Genomic DNA, 19,009 nt, shown 5'->3' with positions numbered 1-19,009 from the left:
CAAAGCACGCGCCCGTTGGCTTTTAGAACAACGCTTCGTCGACTTCCATCAGCGTCTTCGAACCCGCGCGCGCCTGGCGGATCGCGGTGGCCGTTTCGGGCAGGAGCTTCGCGAAGTAGAAACGCGCCGTGGCCAGCTTCGACTTGTAGAACGGATCGCCCGAGCTTTCCTTGTCGAGCGCGATGCGCGCCATGCGCGCCCAGAAGTACGCGAACACGAGGTGGCCCGCCGTACGCAGGTACGGCACGGCAGCGGCGCCGACTTCGTCGGGGTTCTGCATCGCCTTCATGCCGATTTCCATCGTGAGCTTCTGCACCTTGTCGCCGATGTCGGCGAGCGGGTTCACGAACTCCTGCATTTCCGGCTTGATGCCTTCGGCTTCGACGAACTCCGTCACGAGCTTGCCGAACTTCTTGAGCTTCGCGCCCATGTCGCCGAGCACCTTGCGGCCCAGCAGGTCGAGCGACTGGATCGTGTTCGTGCCTTCGTAGATCTGGTTGATACGCGCGTCGCGCACGTACTGCTCCATGCCCCACTCCGAGATGAAGCCGTGGCCGCCGTAGACCTGCATGCCGAGGTTGGTGCTCTCGAAGGCGTTGTCGGTGAGGAAGGCCTTGATGATCGGCGTGAGCAGCGCGACGAGATCGGCGGCTTCCTTGCGCTCGGTTTCGTCAGCGTGCGAAAGTTCCTTGTCGATTTGCAGCGCCGACCAGTACGTGAACGCGCGCGCGCCTTCGGCCCAGGCCTTTTGCGTGAGCAGCATGCGGCGCACGTCCGGATGCACGATGATCGGGTCGGCGGCCTTTTCGGGCGCCTTCGGGCCGGTCAGCGCGCGCATCTGCAGGCGCTCTTTCGCGTACGTGAGCGAGTTCTGGTAAGCGACTTCGGTCAGGCCAAGGCCTTGCATGCCCACGCCCAGGCGCGCGGCGTTCATCATCACGAACATGGCGTTCAAGCCCTTGTTCGGCTCGCCAACGAGCCAGCCCTTCGCGCCGTCGAGATTCATCACGCAGGTCGCGTTGCCGTGAATGCCCATCTTGTGCTCGATCGAGCCGCACTTGATGCCATTGCGCTCACCGACTTCGCCCGCGGCCGTGGGGATGAACTTCGGCACGACGAAGAGCGAGATGCCCTTGGTTCCCGGCGGCGCGTCCGGCAGGCGCGCGAGCACGAGGTGGATGATGTTCTCGGCCATGTCGTGCTCACCGCTCGAGATGAAGATCTTCGTGCCGGTGATCGCATACGAGCCGTCGCCGTTCGGCTCGGCCTTCGTGCGCAGGATGCCGAGGTCGGTGCCGCAGTGCGGTTCGGTCAGGCACATCGTGCCGGTCCAAACGCCTTCGACGAGCTTCGGCAGATAAGCCTTCTGCAGTTCGGGCGTGCCGTGCGCATGCAGACACTCGTATGCGCCATGCGAGAGACCCGGATACATGGTCCACGCCTGGTTCGCCGAGTTCAGCATTTCGTAGAGCGCGTTGTTCACGAACGCGGGCAGACCCTGGCCGCCGTAATCGGGATCGCAGCCGAGCGCCGGCCAGCCGGCCTCGACATATTGCTTGTACGCTTCCTTGAAACCAGTGGGCGTGGTGACCACGCCGTCGCCGGCGTAGGTGCAGCCTTCACGGTCGCCGACCTGGTTCAGCGGAAACAGCACCTCGGAGCAGAATTTGCCGGCTTCTTCGAGCACCTGGTTGATGGTGTCGGCGTCGAGGTCGGCGTGCTTCGGCATCTGCTTCACTTCGCCTTCCACGTTCAGCAGTTCGTGCAGCACGAACTGCATGTCGCGCAGCGGCGCGGTGTACTGTCCCATGTCTTCTCTCCAAAATTTGAGCTACGGGTCCCACGCGCGCCGCCGCGACTTCGTGTTGCGGTCTGGGCGCTACTGGGTCTCGCTCTGATACGAAACAATCAGCTTCTCGAACGCGGCCCACGTATGCTCGACCGCGTCCGGCAGATGCAGGAAGCGGCCGTCATGATGCAGGCCGAGCGTCACGCTATACAGTTCGAAGAGCATCAGCGCGGGATCGGTCTCCTTGCGCAAATGGCCTTCTTCAATTGCCTGCGAAATGGCCCTCAGGAGCGCTGCGCGCCACATCGTCACGCTCGCCACGAGCTGTTCGCGCACCTGGCTGTCGGCGCGGTCGTCGTACTCGACGGCGCCGCTAATGTAGATGCAGCCGGTCGTGACTTCGTGAATGCGCTTCTCGAACCATCGCGACAGCATCGCACGCAGACGCGGCAAACCGCGTGGCTCGCGCAAACTCGGAAAGAAGACTTCTTCCTCGAATCGACGGTGGTACTCGCGCACCACCTCGACCTGCAGGTCTTCCCGAGACCCGAAGTGAGCGAAGACGCCACTCTTGCTCATCTGCATGCGCTCGGCGAGCAGGCCGATGGTCAGGCCTTCCAGGCCATCGCGTCCTGCGAGGTCGAGTGCTGCATCCAGAATGGCGGCTCGTGTCTGTTCGCCTTTTCGCATAGCTTTCTTTACCGTAACGATGTGGCCGCGATGTTGCCGTCAATTGCTCGTCAACTGCTTACATCAAGGCCTGAATTAAATCGAACGGCCGTACTATTGTTGAGGACAGCCGTCCGCGAAACAAGGACTTTATTAGAAACCGATTTCTAACCGGTACTCTAATTTTGGGGGTTCGTGCGCCGCGCGCAAGCCGACATTCTCTCGATTGCACGTGCGCGGATTCGTATGGCAGGCGGCTTTCTCGTTCTAGTCGTAGCCGCCCACCGTAATGAGCTTCATGAGGGCACGATAGAACGCCCACGCAAGCCAGTTCACGGCGCGCACGTGCCACGGCCGCGCCTCGTAGCGCGCGCGGTCGATCTGCGCGGCATCGCCGAATGCCGTGAGTATCTCGCCGCGCAGCTGTTCGATCTGCGGATGCTGCACGAGCAGCACGTTGGCCTCGTTGTTGAGCACGAGGCTCAGCGCATCGAGGTTCGAGGAACCCACGGTGCCCCAGCTCGAATCGACGACGGCCACTTTGCCGTGGAGCATCGTTTTCTCGTACTCCGCAATCTGCACGCCCGCGCTGAGCAACTGGTGATAGAGGAACGGCACCCCGTAGTCGAGCACCTTGAATTCTTTTCGTCCGACCAAAAGCTTGACGGCCACGCCGCGTTCCGCGGCGCTCACCAGCGCGCGCCGCAACCGCCGGCCCGGCATGAAATACGGATTGGCGAGCAGCACTTCCTTGCGCGCCTCGCCGATGGCGTCGAGATAAGCCTTTTCGATGGCGCGCCGGTTGACCACGTTGTCGCGCGCGACGAACGCCACGCAGGGCACTTGCGCCGTGCGTGGATCGCGCACGCTCGCGCGCAGACGCTCACGCAGCCGCGTGAAGAAGCGCTTCGCCCGCGGCGAGTCCACGGTGGGCGCGAGCGCGCGCAGCGCGTCGTCGACGATCTGCGTGGGGCGCCCGATCGTATGGCCGGTGGGATGCGGCGACATGAAGCCCGCGCTCGCGGGCACGCCGGGCGAAACCTGCTGGGGCAGCGGCGGCCGGTACCCGAGCCGGATCCGCCGCCACTGCTGCTCGATCGCAAGGCGCACATCCACGACCACGGGGCCGTGCAGTTCGACGGCGAAATCCCAGCGCGAATACGGCAGCTTGTGGCCGTCCTGCTCGAAGTCGTCGATCACGTTGATGCCGCCGCAATACGCGAACTGGTCGTCGATCACACAAAGCTTGCGGTGCGTGCGCGAAAAACCGAAGCGCCCGAAGATATGCGGGTTGTAGACGCGATGCTCCACGCCGGCGCCAGGCCAGGTCTCGAACAGCGCAATGCGCGGCGAGCCAATGCCGTCGGTGATGACGCGCACGCGCACGCCGCGCGCCGCCGCGCGTATGAGCGCGTCGGAGAGCGCGCGACCGATGTCGTCGTCGCAGAAGATGTAGGTTTCGAGCGCAACGTCGCGCGCGGCGGCGTCGATGCGTTCGATCATCGCGCCGAACAGTTCGGCGCTCGAGCCAAACAGGCGCACGTCGTTGCCGCTCGTGAAGCGATAGCGTGAACGATAGCGCCGGCCAAGCAGCGCCTCGCGCAGCCTCACCACGCGCTGCGATTCAATGCCGGGATCGGTACTGGTCTCGCTCATGTTGGGCTCACCCGCGACCCTCGCCTAGCCGCTCGGGCAGTTGCAGAATGGCCTCGCGGTTCGACCACGAGAAACACTTCGCCGCCGCCTGCTCGTAAGGCAGCCACACATAAGCCGTATGTTCGCGCGGCGCGAGCGTGACGACTGTGCCCGCGGGCACTTCCAGGCTGAACCAGTGCTCCGTGTTGCGCGTGACGCCGGGCGCGTAGCGATGGCGCCAGACAGGATAGATCTCGTACTCGATCTCGTGACGCCAGTCGAGCAGCGCCGAGTGCGGAACGCCCGCCGCGCCGACAGCAATCCCCGTTTCTTCGCCCACCTCCCGCACGGCGGTTTCGGCGAACGGTTCGTCGAGCCGGTCCTTGGAACCGGTGACCGACTGCCAGAAACCGGGCCGGTCGGCGCGTTCGATGATCAGGACCTCCAGTTGCGGCGTATGGATGACGACGAGTACGGATTCCGGAATCTTCGGCGGCTTCTGCATGGCGATGGAGCGTGGGGAGGAACGCGCACTGCGCGCTTGCGGCGCGTCTAAAGGTAATTTAACGCAAAAAGCAAAAAAGGCGCACGATGCGCCTTTTTTGTTGTTGCGATGCAAAAGCCCCAAGGGCCTTCGCAGCAGGGATCAAGCGCTTACTGCGCTGCCTTCTGCTCGGGCTGACGCAGACGGATGTGCAGTTCGCGCAGCTGGCGCTCGTCCACCGGGCTCGGCGCCTGCGTGAGCAGATCCTGCGCACGCTGCGTCTTCGGGAACGCGATCACGTCGCGGATCGAGTCGGCGCCGGCCATCATCGTGACGATGCGGTCCAGACCGAATGCGATACCGCCGTGCGGCGGCGCGCCGTACTGGAGCGCGTCGAGCAGGAAGCCGAACTTCGCACGGGCTTCTTCCGCATTGATCTTGAGCGCGCGGAACACCTTGCTCTGCACGTCTTCCTGATAGATACGCACCGAGCCGCCGCCGATTTCCCAGCCGTTCAGCACCATGTCGTAAGCCTTCGCGAGGCAGCGGCCCGGATCCGTTTCGAGGTATTCCAGGTGCTCGTCCTTCGGGCTCGTGAACGGGTGGTGCGCGGCCACGTAGCGGTTTTCTTCCTCGTCGTACTCGAACATCGGGAAGTCGATCACCCACAGCGGCTTCCAGCCCTTCTCGACCAGGCCGTTGGTCTTGCCGAACTCCGAATGGCCGATCTTCAGGCGCAGCGCGCCCAGGCTGTCGTTCACCACCTTCGCGCGATCTGCCGCGAAGAAGATGATGTCGCCGTCTTGCGCACCGGTGCGCTCGAGGATCGCAGCGATCGACGCGTCGTGCAGGTTCTTGACGATCGGGCTTTGCAGACCGTCACGGCCCTTCGCGACTTCGTTGACCTTGATCCAGGCGAGGCCCTTCGCGCCGTAGATGCGTACGAATTCCGTGTAGCCGTCGATGTCGCCGCGCGAGAGTTCGCCGCCCTTCGGCACGCGCAGCGCCGCAACGCGGCCGTCCTTGCTGTTGGCCGGCGTGCTGAACACCTTGAAGTCCACGTCCTTCACGGCGTCAGTCAGATCGGTGAACTCGAGTTTCACGCGCAGGTCCGGCTTGTCCGAACCGAAGCGGCGCATGGCTTCCGAGTACGGCATGACCGGGAACTTCGCGTCGAGCTCGACGCCAATCGTTTCCTTGAACACGTGACGCGCCATGTCTTCGAACAGGTCGCGGATTTCCTGCTCGCCGAGGAACGACGTTTCGCAGTCGATCTGCGTGAATTCGGGCTGACGGTCAGCGCGCAGGTCTTCGTCGCGGAAGCACTTGACGATCTGGTAGTAGCGATCGAAGTTCGCCACCATCAGGAGCTGCTTGAAGAGCTGCGGCGACTGCGGCAGCGCGAAGAACTGGCCAGCGTTCACGCGCGACGGCACGAGGTAGTCGCGTGCGCCTTCCGGCGTGCTCTTCGTGAGCATCGGCGTTTCGATGTCGATGAAGCCGAGCGCGTCGAGATACTTGCGCACGGCCATCGTCACGCGATAGCGCAGACGCAGGTTGTGCTGCATTTGCGGACGGCGCAGGTCGAGCACGCGATGCGTGAGGCGCGTGGTTTCCGAGAGGTTGTCGTCGTCGAGCTGGAACGGCGGCGTGACCGACGCGTTGAGCACCACGAGTTCATGGCACAGCACTTCGATCTTGCCGCTCGTGAGGTTGGCGTTGACCGTGCCTTCCGGACGATTGCGAACGAGACCCTTGATCTGGACGCAGAACTCGTTGCGCACGCCTTCGGCGGCCTTGAACATTTCCGCGCGGTCCGGGTCGCAGACGACCTGAACGAGGCCCTCGCGGTCGCGCAGGTCGATGAAGATGACGCCGCCATGGTCGCGGCGGCGCTGCACCCATCCGCACAGCGAAACAGTTTGGCCCAGCAGCTGTTCGGTCACCAGACCGCAGTATTCAGATCTCATCGACATGATGTTCGTCTTTCGTTATGCATGAATGAACGGGAGCGGCGCGTGCAAGCGCGTCGTCCGGTATTTAAAGCGGAGGATCGATGGGGCGGCGTGGAGAGGTTGCCGGCGCGACCACGCCCATCGAAACAATATACTTGAGCGCGGCGTCGACGGTCATGTCCAGCTCGACCACCTCGCTCTTTGGCACCATCAGGAAGAAGCCCGACGTGGGATTCGGCGTAGTCGGGACATACACGCTCACATGATCTTCCTGCAGGTGGTTGACCACGTCGCCGCCGGGAATGCCGGTGAGAAACGCGATCGTCCACGAACCCTTGCGCGGGTACTCGATCAGGAGCGCCTTGCGAAATGCGTTGCCGTTGCTCGAAAGCAGTGTATCGGAAACCTGCTGGATGCTGCCGTACAGCGGTCCGATGATCGGAATGCGGCGCACTAGCGCGTTCCACCACTCCACCAGCTTCTGGCCGATGAAGTTGTGCGTGAGCAGACCGACTCCGAAGATGAACGCGAGCGTGAGCACCGCGCCGAGACCCGGCAGGCGCACGCCGAACACGCGCTCCGGCCGCCACGATTCGGGCAGCAGCAGCAGCGTCTGATCCATCGTGCCGATGACGAGGTTCAGCACCCACAGCGTGATGGCCAACGGCACCAGCACCAGCAGGCCGGTCAGGAATACCGATTTGAACGTCGCTTTCTTGATCGTCATGTACACCGCCAAACGCGCCGCGCACGGCTAATGGGCTGCCAGCGCGGCTTCGGCGCGGCGCGTATTCCCGGGAATGCAGGAATCGCGCCGCAGGTTTTCAGGTCGAGGCTGCCGGGCTGGGCGTGCTCGCCGGGGTGCTCGCCGGGGTGCTCGCTTGTGTGCTCGCAGCGGGCGCGGCTGCGCTCGCTTCGCTGGAACCACTTGCGGCGCCCTCGCCGGCCGGCTTGCTGCCTTCCGACGACGCGTTTTCCTTCGCGCCGGTCGCCGCAGCGCTCTTGGCGCCGTTACCGCCGCGGAAATCGGTGACGTACCAGCCCGAACCCTTCAGCTGGAAGCCCGCCGCGGTGACCTGCTTGCGAAATGTGTCCGCGCCGCAGCTCGGGCACTGCGTCAGGGGCGCATCGCTCATCTTTTGGAGCACGTCCTTGTCGAAGCCGCACGACTCGCAGCGATAAGCGTAGATCGGCATGATCTCTATCCTGATGAAAATCTGATAATTGCTTGCAAAGCCTTGAATTATAGCCGCAAACCAAGACCGCCCCTGGCATTTACCGGGGTTGGGTGTCCAGCGGGGAGGGTCGAAAGGATTGCAGCCGCCTCAGTTCACATGAGGGCAGCTTGCGCGCACATCAAGAGCGCACGCGGCAATGCAAGGCGGCGAGCACGTCGCGCGCCCGCCTGACACCGCTCAAACGTGCGACGGCGCGGCGTCGTTGCGGCGCCACACGAGCCAGCGCTCGCGCCCGGCGAACACGGGCAGCGAGTCGGCCACTGCCTGATCGTCGGCGAGCGTGAAGTACGGCGTGAGCAAGGCGTCGAGTTCGTCGCGCGCGATGGCGAACGGCGGCCCCTTGGGCGTCTCGCCGATGAAAAAGTAGCCCGCCAGCAGCGCGCCGGGCTGCAACAGCTGGGCCATGCGCACGGCGTAGCTCGCGCGCAGCGCCTTGGGCAGCGCACACAGGAAAGCGCGCTCGAACACCCAGGCTGGCGTGAACGGCGGCGTGTAGGCATAGAAGTCCGCCTCCTCGACGACGCCTGCGTACTGCCCCAGCGCCGCGCGCGCGCTCGCGACCGCAGCGGGCGCGAAGTCGATGGCGCGCACCGTGCGGCCGCGCTCGGCGAGCCAGCGCGCCTCCCAGGCGTTGCCGCAGCCCGGAATCAGCACCGCGGCATCAGGATGCGCGGTGGCGAAGGCTTCGAACTGGCGTTGCACGCCCGCCTGGTCCCACGGCGTGAAACCGCGCTCGAAGCGCTCGTCCCAGAACGAGGGCGACGCCGGGTCGCGGGTTTCGAATTCGGGCACGTCGTCCGGTTGCGGCGGCAGGGTCGGGTCGTTCATCGTCTCACTCCTGGTTCTCGTGGTGCGTCAGCCGCCGTACGCGAACGCGAGCCACACGCGCGCCGCCACCATGCCCACGCCCACGGCCACGCCGAACACGAGCAGGCCCTGCAGCAGGCGGTTCGTGCGGCGTTGCTCGGCGAGCATCGCGCGGATGGTCTCGTCGCTGGCGAAACCGTGCGGCTCCTGGCGGTGCAGCAGCACCTGGTGCACAAGACGCGGCAATTGCGGCAGCGTCTTGCTCCATTGCGGCGCCTCGATCTTGAAGCGCTCGTACCAGCCGCGCAAGCCGATCTGCTCGGTCATCCAGCGCTCGAGATAAGGCTTCGCCGTTTTCCAGAGATCGAGTTCGGGATCGAGCGAACGCCCAAGGCCTTCGACGTTGAGCATGGTCTTTTGCAGCAGCACGAGCTGCGGCTGGATTTCCACGTTGAAACGCCGCGAGGTCTGGAACAGACGCAGCAGCACCTGGCCAAGCGAAATGTCCTTCAACGCCCGATCGAAATACGGTTCGCACACGGCGCGAATCGCGCTTTCCAGCTCTTCCACGCGCGTATTGGGCGGCACCCACCCCGACTCGATATGCAGCGTCGCCACGCGGTGATAGTCGCGCTTGAAGAAGGCGAGAAAGTTCTGCGCGAGGTAGTTCTTGTCGAAGTCCGACAGCGCGCCGACGATGCCGAAGTCTAGCGCGATATAGCGGCCGAAATGCGTGGGATCGAGGCTCACCTGGATGTTGCCGGGGTGCATGTCGGCGTGAAAGAAGCCGTCGCGGAACACCTGCGTGAAGAAGATCTCCACGCCCTCGCGCGCGAGCTTCGGAATGTCCACGCCGGCTGCGCGCAACTTGTCCACCTGGCTGATCGGCACGCCGACCATGCGCTCCATCACGAGCACATTGGCCGTGCTGAATTCCCAGTACATTTCCGGCACGAGCAGCAAGTCGAGGCCCGCGAAATTGCGGCGCAACTGGCTGCCGTTGGCGGCCTCGCGCATGAGGTCGAGCTCGTCGTGCAGGTACTTGTCGAATTCGGCCACCACTTCGCGCGGCTTCAGGCGCTTGCCGTCGGCCCACAGGCGCTCGGCCCACACGGCGATGTCGCGCAGGAGCGCGAGGTCCGAATCGATCACCGGACGCATGTTCGGGCGCAGCACCTTCACCGCCACCGGCTTGCCCGCGTGCTGGCCGGACTTCACCTTGGCGAAGTGCACCTGCGCGATCGACGCGCTCGCCACCGGCACGCGTTCGAACTCGTCGAAAATCGCATCGACGGGCGCACCCAGCGACTTCTCGATCAGGCCGATCGCCACGTTCGAATCGAACGGGGGCACCTGGTCCTGCAGCTTTGCAAGCTCGTTGGCGATATCGGGCGGCAGCAGGTCGCGGCGCGTGGACAGCACCTGGCCGAATTTCACGAAGATCGGGCCGAGGCTTTCGAGTGCGAGACGCAGGCGCAAGCCGGGCGGATCGTCGAAACGACGGCCGATCGTGGTAATGCGCAGGAGCAGCGCCACGCGCCGGTCGTTAATCCGGCTCAACATCATCTCGTCCAGGCCGAAGCGGATGACGGTGAAGAAAATCTTGAGAAAACGCAGAAAACGCATGTCTGGGGGGCCTGTTGACTAGCGCGAGCCGTGCGGGGCAGCGCTCTCGCTCCCGCCGCCGGCCTGTGATTTTTGTTCGATTCGCTCGATGCGCTTTTCCACGCGCGCCAGCGCATCGCGAGCGCGCGACAGGTCTTCGTTGAAGCCGTCGAGCTCGGCGCGCCGCACGAGCTGCGGATTTTCGTCGAGCAGATATTCCGTGACCGAGCCAAGCACGTTGCGGCCGGTGCGCAGTGCCTGCTCACCCGCGGCGCGCGCGAGCGTAGCGATGCGTGAAGCCGGCGCGTCGCCAATCAGCTTCGCGAGGTCCTCTTCGGGCTCCCAGCGCAGATGCTCGGCGAGCTTGCCGATGACCTGCGCGAACTCGGCATCGCCCTCGATCTTGACGTGCTTCATGACGGCCGCCTGGCCGCCCTGCACGAACGACGAGAGCGCACCCGCGGGCAGCGAAAGCGTCACGTCGACATCGCCGGCATCGTGATCCTCGACCGCGCCCAGATAGCCGTCCGGCTGCACGAGCAGCGTGAGCACGACAGGCGGGCAGGTGAGGCGCGCCGTCTTGCCCGCATACGGGGCGAGGCGCTCGCGTGCCCACGTTTCACGGGCGAGCAGGTGATTGACGGCAGCAGCGAAGGGCTTGGCGGCAAGAGTCATCGGCATGGAATAAGAAAACCCGCACGGGCACAAGCCCGGGCGGGTTCCCATTGTAACGTTCGAGCCGTCGGATCGCGCCGCCACCCTGCCCTCGCCAACGAGGCACAACGGCTGGCTGGCGCAGCGCTGCGTGATCTTTATCAAATCACGAAGCGCACACGAAGCGCACTACGTCCTTGCAAACTCAGTGAGTTTCGACCTGCTGGATACCCGCGAGCAGCCAGCCTTCACCCGACGTGCGCGACTTCGAGAGATTCCACACCTCCGCAAACGGCACGGCGGGCACCCCCATGGTTTCGCGAATCAGGCCGGAGAAACGCACGCTCGCAAGGTATTCGTTGTCGCGCTCATCCACGCCGAGCAAGTCCGCGTTGAGTTGCACGACGTCGGTCTGGTTCGGCTGCGCGCCGCGGCCCGCGAGATCGACGCGGATCTCGGCAAACATCTCCGGCGTCGTGAATTCGCGGATGTCGTCCATGTTGCCAGCGTCCCAAGCGGCCTGCAGACGCACGAAGTAAACCTTCGCGTTGCGCACGAAGGCTTCGGTATCGAAGCCAGCCGGGACGGTGGGCGCCGTATCGGCGTGCGGGGTGCTGACCGGATTGGCCTCAGACGCGAGGTACTGCCCTGTGGGCGGCGCGCTGTAGCGCGGCTCCTGCGGCTGATACCCGCCCGACTGGTTCAGGCTGGCCGACGAACCGTACCCGCCACCGGTCTGGTACGCGGGCTCCGCGGCACGGCGTCGGCTCATGAACTTGCGGATCAGCCAGACGGCGATAAAGGCGATGATCGCGATCACGATCATGTTGGCCATCATGCCCGCGAACGCCTCGCCAAGACCGAAGTGCGAAAGCAGCGCGGCGATGCCGAGACCGGCCGCGAGACCCGCAATAGGCCCAAGCCAGCGGTTGCGCGCCGGCGCGGCCGCGGGCGTGGGAGCCGGCGTGGCGGGTGCGCGCTGGGCCCCGGCCTGCTGCGCGGAATTAGTGGGGCTCGTGGGGCTGGGCTGGGCGGGCGGCGGCGTGGTGCTGCGCTGCGAGGCCACCGACGACTGCTTGCCGAAACTGCGGCCGCCACCCATGCGGCGAGCCTCGGCGTCGAACGACGCGAGACTGCCGGCAATCATCACGCCGGCGAGGGCCAGAACACCGATTCGTCTGGCCCACGATGATGAAAGCTTTTTGGAAGCATCGATTCTGGGCTCAGACATAACGGAAATTCCTTTAAAGACAGTGATTTGGAAACACTAATACTTTGTGCCGACGTGTAAGGCTACCACGCCAGCTGACAAATTGTAATATTTGACGGCGTCGAGGCCGACTTGTTCCATCATCGTCTTGAGTGTTTCCTGATCGGGGTGCATGCGGATCGATTCCGCGAGGTACTGGTAGCTGTCCGCGTCCTGGGCAAAGCGGCGGCCAAGCCACGGCAGCACCTTGAACGAATACACGTCGTACGCCTTCTTGAGCGGCTCCCAGACCTTCGAGAACTCGAGCACGAGCACGCGGCCGCCCGGCTTGAGCACGCGGCGCATCTCGGCCAGCGCGGCGTCCTTGTGCGTCATGTTGCGCAGCCCGAAAGCCACGGTCACCACGTCGAAGTAGTTGTCCGGAAAGGGAATTTTCTCGGCGTCGCACAAAAGCGCCGGCGTGATCACGCCGTTGTCGATCAGGCGGTCGCGGCCCACGCGCAGCATCGACTCGTTGATGTCGGTGTGCCAGACCTCGCCCGTCGGGCCGGCTTTCTTCGCGAACGCCATGGAGAGGTCGCCGGTGCCGCCCGCAATGTCGAGCACCTTTGCGCCCGGCCGGATGTTCGCCTGAGCGATCGTGAACGCCTTCCACGCGCGGTGCAGCCCGCCCGACATCAGGTCGTTCATCAGGTCGTAGTTCGAGGCGACCGAGTGAAACACGCCGGCCACCTTCTTCGCCTTGTCCTGTTCGTCGACTGTCTGATAGCCGAAGTGGGTTTTGCTCATCGCGCTCGTCCTTTCGCGGAAGGGTGTTCTATTGAGGTGCTGCGCCGCGTCTGTCAGAGAAGCGGCGGGGCAGGATCGTAACAGGAAGCGTCAGTGGCAGTGGCCATGCGCGGCAGGGGGCGCCGCCATGGGTGCGTCACGTTCGACGCCCGCCGCCTTCAGTTTGGCGAAATATTCCGCCCAGAGTTCGTCCTGGCGCGTGGCAAGCTCGTAGAGCTGGTCCCACGAATAGATGCCGGTGTTGTGGCCGTCGGAAAACGTAGGCTGCAGCGCATAGTTGCCGACCCCTTCGAGCGCCGTGATCGTCACCTCGCGCTTGCCTGTTTGCAGCGTTTCCTGGCCGGGGCCATGTCCGCGCACTTCCGCCGAGGGCGAAAACACGCGCATCAGCTCGAAAGGCACGCGGTAGCTCTCGCCGTTCGCGTACTGGAGTTCCAGCACGCGCGAGAGCGCGTGCACCACGACGCCGGTTGGCACCGGCGTATCGGATTTCAGTCCACTCATAATCGTTCCTGCTGTTGGACGCCCACCGCCCGGCCCGGGCCTGGTCTGGCCTTAAGCCTGCTCCATTTCCTGGCGCACCGCGTCGCGCAGCAGCGTGGCCTGTGCGCGGCGCTGGCCCAGCATCGCCTCGGACACCGTGCGCTGGCGCGGCGACCAGACGGACATGGGGAAATGGGCGTCGTTCGTGAAGCGCGGAATCACGTGCCAGTGCACGTGCGGCACCTGGTTGCCGAGGCTCGCCAGATTCACCTTCGAAGGCTGCATGATGCGGCGCAGCGCACGCTCGACGGCGTACACCGCGCGCATCAGATGTTCCCGGTCGGCCACGCCCAGGTCCGAGAATTCGGCGACGTGCGCATTCCAGATGACCCGGCAAAAGCCGGGATAGTCGGCCTCGGCAGTCGCGAGCACGACGCGCATGCGCTCGTCCTGCCACAGCACATCGCCGCCTTCCTCACTGCAGAATACGCATGTCATCGTCGTCCCCGAACCGGTTCACGGAAAATTGAGCGCTGCCATTAGACCAGCACGCGCTCGATTCCGCCATTGTTCGCGTTCTGAACGTAGTCCGCCATCCAGTTTTCGCCAAGTATGTGCCGGGCGATTTCCACCACGATGTAGTCGGCTTCGATGTTGGCGTCTTCGTTGTACCGCGACAGACCCTGGAGGCACGACGGGCAGCTCGTCAGAATCTTGACGTCCTGCGTCGTACCCTGCCCGCCCGCTTCCTGCGGCGTTGCCGGCTGCACTCCGTTCGCGCCGTTGCCCACGATCGGAATGCCGCGCAGCTTCGCCGCGCCCTTGCGGATTTCCTCTTCCTTGCGGAAACGCACCTGAGTCGAAATGTCCGGGCGCGTGACGGCCAGCGTGCCCGATTCGCCGCAGCAGCGATCGTTCTTCTCGATCTTGTAGCCGTCCTTTTCGGAACCCATCAGTTCATTGACGAGCTTGACCGGGTCGATCGTCTTGATCGGCGTGTGGCACGGGTCGTGGTACATGTAGCGCGTACCCGACACGCCATCGAGCTTGATGCCCTTCTCCAGCAGGAATTCGTGGATGTCGATGATGCGGCATCCCGGGAAAATCTTGTCGAATTCATAACCGGCCAGCTGGTCGTAGCACGTGCCGCACGACACCACCACCGTCTTGATGTCGAGGTAGTTGAGCGTATTCGCCACGCGGTGGAACAGCACGCGGTTGTCGGTGACGATCTTCTCGGCCTTGTCGTACTGGCCCGAGCCGCGCTGCGGATAACCGCAGCACAGGTAGCCCGGCGGCAGCACCGTCTGCACGCCCGCTTCCCAGAGCATGGCTTGCGTGGCGAGCCCCACTTGCGAGAACAGGCGCTCCGAGCCGCAGCCGGGGAAGTAGAACACCGCTTCCGAATCGACGCTCGTCGTCTTCGGGTTGCGGATGATCGGCACGATCTTGTTGTCTTCGATGTCGAGCAGCGCGCGCGCCGTCTTCTTCGGCAGGTTGCCCGGCATCTTCTTGTTGACGAAGTGGATCACCTGCTCGACCACGGCCGGCTTGCCCGTGGATGCGGGCGGATGTGCCGTCTGCTTCTTCACGAACTTCTTCAGCACGTCGTTGCCGAGGCGCTGCGCCTTGTAGCCCACGCCCATCATCGCAGTGCGCGCGAGATTGATGGTCTGCGGGTTCGTGGCGTTCAGGAAGAACATGCCCGCCGCGTTGCCCGCGTTGAACTTCTTCTTGCCCATCTTGCGCAGCAGGTTGCGCATGTTCATCGTCACGTCGCCGAAGTCGATCTTGACCGGGCACGGCGTCACGCACTTGTGGCAGACCGTACAGTGGTCGGCCACGTCGTTGAACTCGTCCCAGTGCTTGATCGACACGCCACGGCGCGTCTGCTCTTCGTACAGGAACGCCTCGACCAGCAAGGAGGTCGCGAGAATCTTGTTGCGCGGGCTGTAGAGCAGGTTCGCGCGCGGCACGTGGGTCGCGCACACCGGCTTGCATTTGCCGCAGCGCAGACAGTCCTTCACCGAATCGGCAATCGCGCCAATGTCGGACTGCTTCATGATGAGCGACTCATAGCCCATCAGGCCGAACGACGGCGTGTAGGCGTTGCGCAGGTCGGCGCCTTCGAGCAGCTTGCCCGCGTTGAAGCGGCCTTGCGGGTCGACGCGCTGCTTGTAGGCGCGGAACTCGGCGATCTCGTCATCGGTCAGGAATTCGAGCTTCGTGATGCCGATGCCGTGCTCGCCCGAAATCACGCCGTCGAGCGAACGCGCGAGCTTCATGATGCGCGCCACCGCGTGGTGCGCGTCCTGCAGCATCTCGTAGTTGTCCGAGTTGACCGGCAGGTTCGTGTGCACGTTGCCGTCGCCGGCGTGCATGTGCAGCGCCACGAACACGCGGCCGCGCAGGACCTTCTTGTGGATCGCCTGAGTCTCGTCGAGGATCGGCTTGAATTCGCCGCCGTTGAAGATCTTGCGCAGTTCCGCGCGGATCTCCTGCTTCCACGAGATGCGCACCGTGCGGTCCTGGGTCACGTGGAAGACGTTGGCGTCCGGCTGCGCATCCACGCGGTCGGCGAACTTTTCCGCGAGCGCCTCATAGCCCAGTTGCACGAGGTAGTGCTGCGCCTCGCGCAGCGACAGGTCGAGCTTCTCGCCCACGAAGGTCCAGCGCTCGCGCACGCGCTTGAGCAAGTCGAGCGCCTGCTGCACGCGGTCTTCGAGCAGTTCCGCGGAGGGAATCTCGTTTGCGTCGTCCGTCTTGCCGAGCGGCAGCTTGCCTGCCTTGAAGAACGCTTCGAGCGCGTCGACCAGCTGCAGCTTGTTCTTGATCGACAGCTCGATGTTGATGCGCTCGATGCCGTCCGTGTACTCGCCCATGCGGTTGAGCGGAATCACGACGTCTTCGTTGATCTTGAACGCGTTGGTGTGCTTGGCGATCGCGGCCGTGCGGCTGCGGTCGAGCCAGAAGCGCTTGCGCGCCTCGGCGGACACCGCGACGAAGCCTTCGCCGCTCTTGCCGTTGGCCATGCGGATGACTTCCGAGGTCGCGGCGGCCACGGCATCGGCGTCGTCGCCGACGATATCGCCGATCAGCACCATCTTCGGAAACGCGTTGCGCTTGCTCTTGGTCGCGTAGCCCACGGCGCGCAGATAGCGCTCGTCGAGGTGCTCGAGGCCCGCGAGAATCGCACCGCCCTGCTTCGACGTTTCGAACAGGTAGTCCTTGATCTCGACGATGCTCGGAATCGCCTCGCGCGCCTGGCCAAAGAACTCCAGGCACACCGTGCGCGTATGCGCCGGCATCTTGTGCAGCACCCAGCGCGCGGACGTGATGAGCCCGTCGCAGCCTTCCTTCTGCACGCCCGGCAGGCCGGCCAGGAATTTATCGGTGACGTCCTTGCCGAGGCCTTCCTTGCGGAAGCGCTTGCCTTCGATATCGAGCGACTCGGTGCGCAAGAGCTTTTCGCCCGGCGCGTATTCGCCGTCGAACCACTTCAGCTCGAAGCGCGCCACGGGAATGTCGTGGATCTTGCCCATGTTGTGGTCAAGACGCGTGACTTCGAGCCAGTTGCCTTCCGGGTCGACCATGCGCCACCAGGCGAGATTGTCGAGCGCCGTGCCCCACAGCACGGCCTTCTTGCCGCCCGCGTTCATCGCGACGTTGCCGCCGATGCACGACGCATCGAGCGAGGTCGGGTCCACGGCAAACACGAAGCCCGCGGCGTCGGCGGCCTCCGTCACACGGCGCGTGACCACGCCCGCGCCCGAGAAAATGGTCGCGACCTTGCGGTCCACGCCTGGCAGGTCGGTCATCTCGACGGGCCCGAGCTGCTCGAGCTTTTCGGTGTTGATGACGGCCGAGAACGGCGTGAGCGGCACCGCGCCGCCCGTGTAGCCCGTGCCGCCTCCGCGCGGAATCACCGTGAGGCCGAGTTCGAAGCAGGCCTTGATGAGCCCGGCGATCTCGGCTTCGGTATCGGGCGTCAGGACGACGAATGGGTATTCCACGCGCCAGTCGGTCGCGTCGGTCACGTGCGAGACGCGCGAGAGGCCGTCGAAGCGGATGTTGTCCTTCTGCGTGCGCTTGCCGAGCACCTTGACGGCGCGGCGGCGCAAGTCGGCCATCTTCTCGAACTCGCCCGCGAAGGCGTCGATGGCGCGGCGCGTGGCGCTGACCAGCTTTTCCACGCGCGCGGCGCGCTCCACCCCTTCCTTGTCCGCATGCTCCTGCAAATCGGCGCGGCGGCGCTTTTCGATTTCGGCGAGGCGGTGGTTCAGCGCCTCGATCAGCAGCGCGCGGCGCTTCGGGTTGTCGAGCAGGTCGTCCTGCAGATACGGGTTGCGGCGCACGACCCAGATATCGCCCAGCACCTCGTAGAGCATGCGCGCCGAGCGGCCGGTGCGGCGCTCCGCGCGCAGTTCGGCGAGCGCGTTCCATGCGTCTTCGCCGAGCAGGCGGATGACGATTTCGCGGTCCGAAAAGGACGTGTAGTTATAGGGAATCTCGCGCAGGCGCGGTTCGATGTCGGCGGCCACGGCGGTGGCGGCGCCGTGAGGATCGAAAACTTGAGGTGCGTTCATGGTTGGACGACTCTTTGGGCCAGCCCCGCGCACGGCTCGCGGCCGCTGCGACGGATGCTGACGGGGCGCGTGGGGCGCTATTCTGAAATCGTGTCCGCCTGTGGCTGGCTGCGGACGAAAGGGGTGGGGAGGCACATGGCGGCAACGCTCACGCCGATGGTTCCCCGGCGCTCGGATTTAGCGACACGATCGTGCGTGGCGGGCATGCCGCTGCGCCGCCGGGCGGGTTACGCGCCGTGCGGGCATCAAATGGGCTGTCCGAAGTTGCCAGTGCATCATCCGATCCTTGTTTCGAAAACAGATTTTACCGCATGATCCGCGCCCGCGCTGACGCCGCGTGGGAACTTGGTGAACACATAACATTCACTTGCGTTGACGGGTGGTTCACGCTGGATTGCACGCGCTTTGACGATGATTTGCCTTCCGGCCGGTCGGCGAATCGCGCCGGCGCGTCGAGTGACAGCCGCCAGCCCGCGCCGGTATGCCCGCGCTGGTACGCCCCCGCCTCCAGAGCGGGAGCCGTTGGCGCTATCATTTACGCTTTCCCGCCCTAAACCCGCGCCCGGCGCGTCCTCGCATGGTCTCCCACGACGATTACCTGAAGAAAATCCTCACCGCCCGCGTCTACGACGTCGCCCGCGAGACCGAACTCGAGCGCGCACCGAATCTCTCGGCGCGCCTGCGTAACGCCGTGTTCCTCAAGCGCGAGGACAACCAGCCGGTGTTCTCCTTCAAGCTGCGCGGCGCCTACAACAAGATGGCGCACCTCTCGCCCGCGCAGCTGGAGCGCGGCGTGATTACCGCCTCGGCGGGCAATCACGCGCAGGGCGTGGCGCTCTCGGCGGCGAAACTGGGTGTGAAGGCCGTGATCTGCGTGCCGGTGACCACGCCGCAGGTGAAGGTCGATGCCGTGCGCGCCCACGGCGGCGCGACCGTCGAGGTCGTGCAGGCCGGCGAGTCGTACAGCGACGCCTATGCCCACGCCGTGCGCCTGCAGGAAGAGCGCGGCCTGACCTTCGTGCATCCGTTCGACGATCCCTACGTGATCGCCGGCCAGGGCACCGTGGCGATGGAAGTGCTGAGCCAGCATCAGGCCCCGATTCAT

General features: G+C 64.6%; 16 protein-coding genes. 1 reads left to right on the top strand and 15 read right to left on the bottom strand.

The window, feature by feature from the left end:
• Positions 1-22: 22 nt before the first annotated feature.
• The 15 genes from U5A57_RS21405 to U5A57_RS21335 form a co-directional block, all read right to left on the bottom strand.
• Entirely contained in the window at positions 23-1,810 is a 1,788-nt protein-coding gene (locus tag U5A57_RS21405) for an acyl-CoA dehydrogenase C-terminal domain-containing protein (RefSeq protein WP_321913673.1), read from the bottom strand.
• Positions 1,811-1,879: 69 nt separating this feature from the next.
• Positions 1,880-2,479, bottom strand: a complete 600-nt coding sequence (locus tag U5A57_RS21400) for a TetR/AcrR family transcriptional regulator (RefSeq protein WP_158758626.1) — start codon at positions 2,477-2,479, stop codon at positions 1,880-1,882.
• 246 nt (positions 2,480-2,725) lie between these two features.
• Positions 2,726-4,114 (bottom strand): phospholipase D-like domain-containing protein, encoded by a 1,389-nt coding sequence (locus U5A57_RS21395; protein WP_415765335.1) that lies wholly within the window; start codon positions 4,112-4,114, stop codon positions 2,726-2,728.
• 7 nt (positions 4,115-4,121) lie between these two features.
• A complete protein-coding gene (gene nudB / locus U5A57_RS21390) occupies positions 4,122-4,598 on the bottom strand; it encodes a dihydroneopterin triphosphate diphosphatase (protein WP_321913672.1) in 477 nt (158 codons plus the stop codon).
• Positions 4,599-4,747: 149 nt separating this feature from the next.
• Positions 4,748-6,553, bottom strand: coding sequence for an aspartate--tRNA ligase (gene aspS, locus U5A57_RS21385; RefSeq protein ID WP_321913671.1), 1,806 nt, complete (start codon positions 6,551-6,553; stop codon positions 4,748-4,750).
• A 64-nt stretch (positions 6,554-6,617) separates the two neighbouring features.
• A complete protein-coding gene (locus U5A57_RS21380) occupies positions 6,618-7,259 on the bottom strand; it encodes a DUF502 domain-containing protein (RefSeq protein WP_110384393.1) in 642 nt (213 codons plus the stop codon).
• Positions 7,260-7,356: 97 nt separating this feature from the next.
• Complete coding sequence (locus U5A57_RS21375) at positions 7,357-7,728, bottom strand: FmdB family zinc ribbon protein (RefSeq protein ID WP_321913670.1); 372 nt, start codon at positions 7,726-7,728, stop codon at positions 7,357-7,359.
• Between the two features lie 219 nt (positions 7,729-7,947).
• Entirely contained in the window at positions 7,948-8,598 is a 651-nt protein-coding gene (locus U5A57_RS21370; RefSeq protein WP_321913669.1) for a methyltransferase domain-containing protein, read from the bottom strand.
• Between the two features lie 27 nt (positions 8,599-8,625).
• The gene (gene ubiB / locus U5A57_RS21365) at positions 8,626-10,203 is read right to left on the bottom strand and encodes a ubiquinone biosynthesis regulatory protein kinase UbiB (RefSeq protein ID WP_321913668.1); all 1,578 of its coding nucleotides are present in this window, start codon (positions 10,201-10,203) and stop codon (positions 8,626-8,628) included.
• Positions 10,204-10,221: 18 nt separating this feature from the next.
• Positions 10,222-10,857 (bottom strand): SCP2 domain-containing protein, encoded by a 636-nt coding sequence (locus U5A57_RS21360; protein ID WP_321913823.1) that lies wholly within the window; start codon positions 10,855-10,857, stop codon positions 10,222-10,224.
• Between the two features lie 184 nt (positions 10,858-11,041).
• Positions 11,042-12,067 (bottom strand): Tim44 domain-containing protein, encoded by a 1,026-nt coding sequence (locus U5A57_RS21355; protein ID WP_321913667.1) that lies wholly within the window; start codon positions 12,065-12,067, stop codon positions 11,042-11,044.
• A gap of 36 nt (positions 12,068-12,103) precedes the next feature.
• The gene (gene ubiE / locus U5A57_RS21350) at positions 12,104-12,835 is read right to left on the bottom strand and encodes a bifunctional demethylmenaquinone methyltransferase/2-methoxy-6-polyprenyl-1,4-benzoquinol methylase UbiE (RefSeq protein ID WP_158758634.1); all 732 of its coding nucleotides are present in this window, start codon (positions 12,833-12,835) and stop codon (positions 12,104-12,106) included.
• Between the two features lie 90 nt (positions 12,836-12,925).
• On the bottom strand, positions 12,926-13,339 hold the full coding sequence (locus tag U5A57_RS21345) for a DUF971 domain-containing protein (protein WP_321913666.1): 414 nt from the start codon (positions 13,337-13,339) through the stop codon (positions 12,926-12,928).
• A gap of 51 nt (positions 13,340-13,390) precedes the next feature.
• Positions 13,391-13,816, bottom strand: a complete 426-nt coding sequence (locus U5A57_RS21340; protein ID WP_321913665.1) for an HIT family protein — start codon at positions 13,814-13,816, stop codon at positions 13,391-13,393.
• A gap of 41 nt (positions 13,817-13,857) precedes the next feature.
• Positions 13,858-17,904: an FAD/FMN-binding oxidoreductase gene (locus U5A57_RS21335; protein ID WP_321913664.1), complete on the bottom strand. Its 4,047-nt coding sequence runs from the start codon at positions 17,902-17,904 to the stop codon at positions 13,858-13,860.
• A gap of 577 nt (positions 17,905-18,481) precedes the next feature.
• Between U5A57_RS21335 and U5A57_RS21330 the strand changes: the two genes are divergently transcribed.
• On the top strand, positions 18,482-19,009 hold a 528-nt coding region (locus U5A57_RS21330), incomplete at its 3' end, for a pyridoxal-phosphate dependent enzyme (RefSeq protein WP_321913663.1).

It is taken from the genome of Paraburkholderia sp. J11-2, assembly GCF_905220185.1.
In the GTDB taxonomy this organism is placed as follows: Bacteria; Pseudomonadota; Gammaproteobacteria; order Burkholderiales; family Burkholderiaceae; genus Paraburkholderia.
Note: the sequence above shows the minus strand (reverse complement) of the source record. Positions and strands in the feature narration are given on the sequence as shown.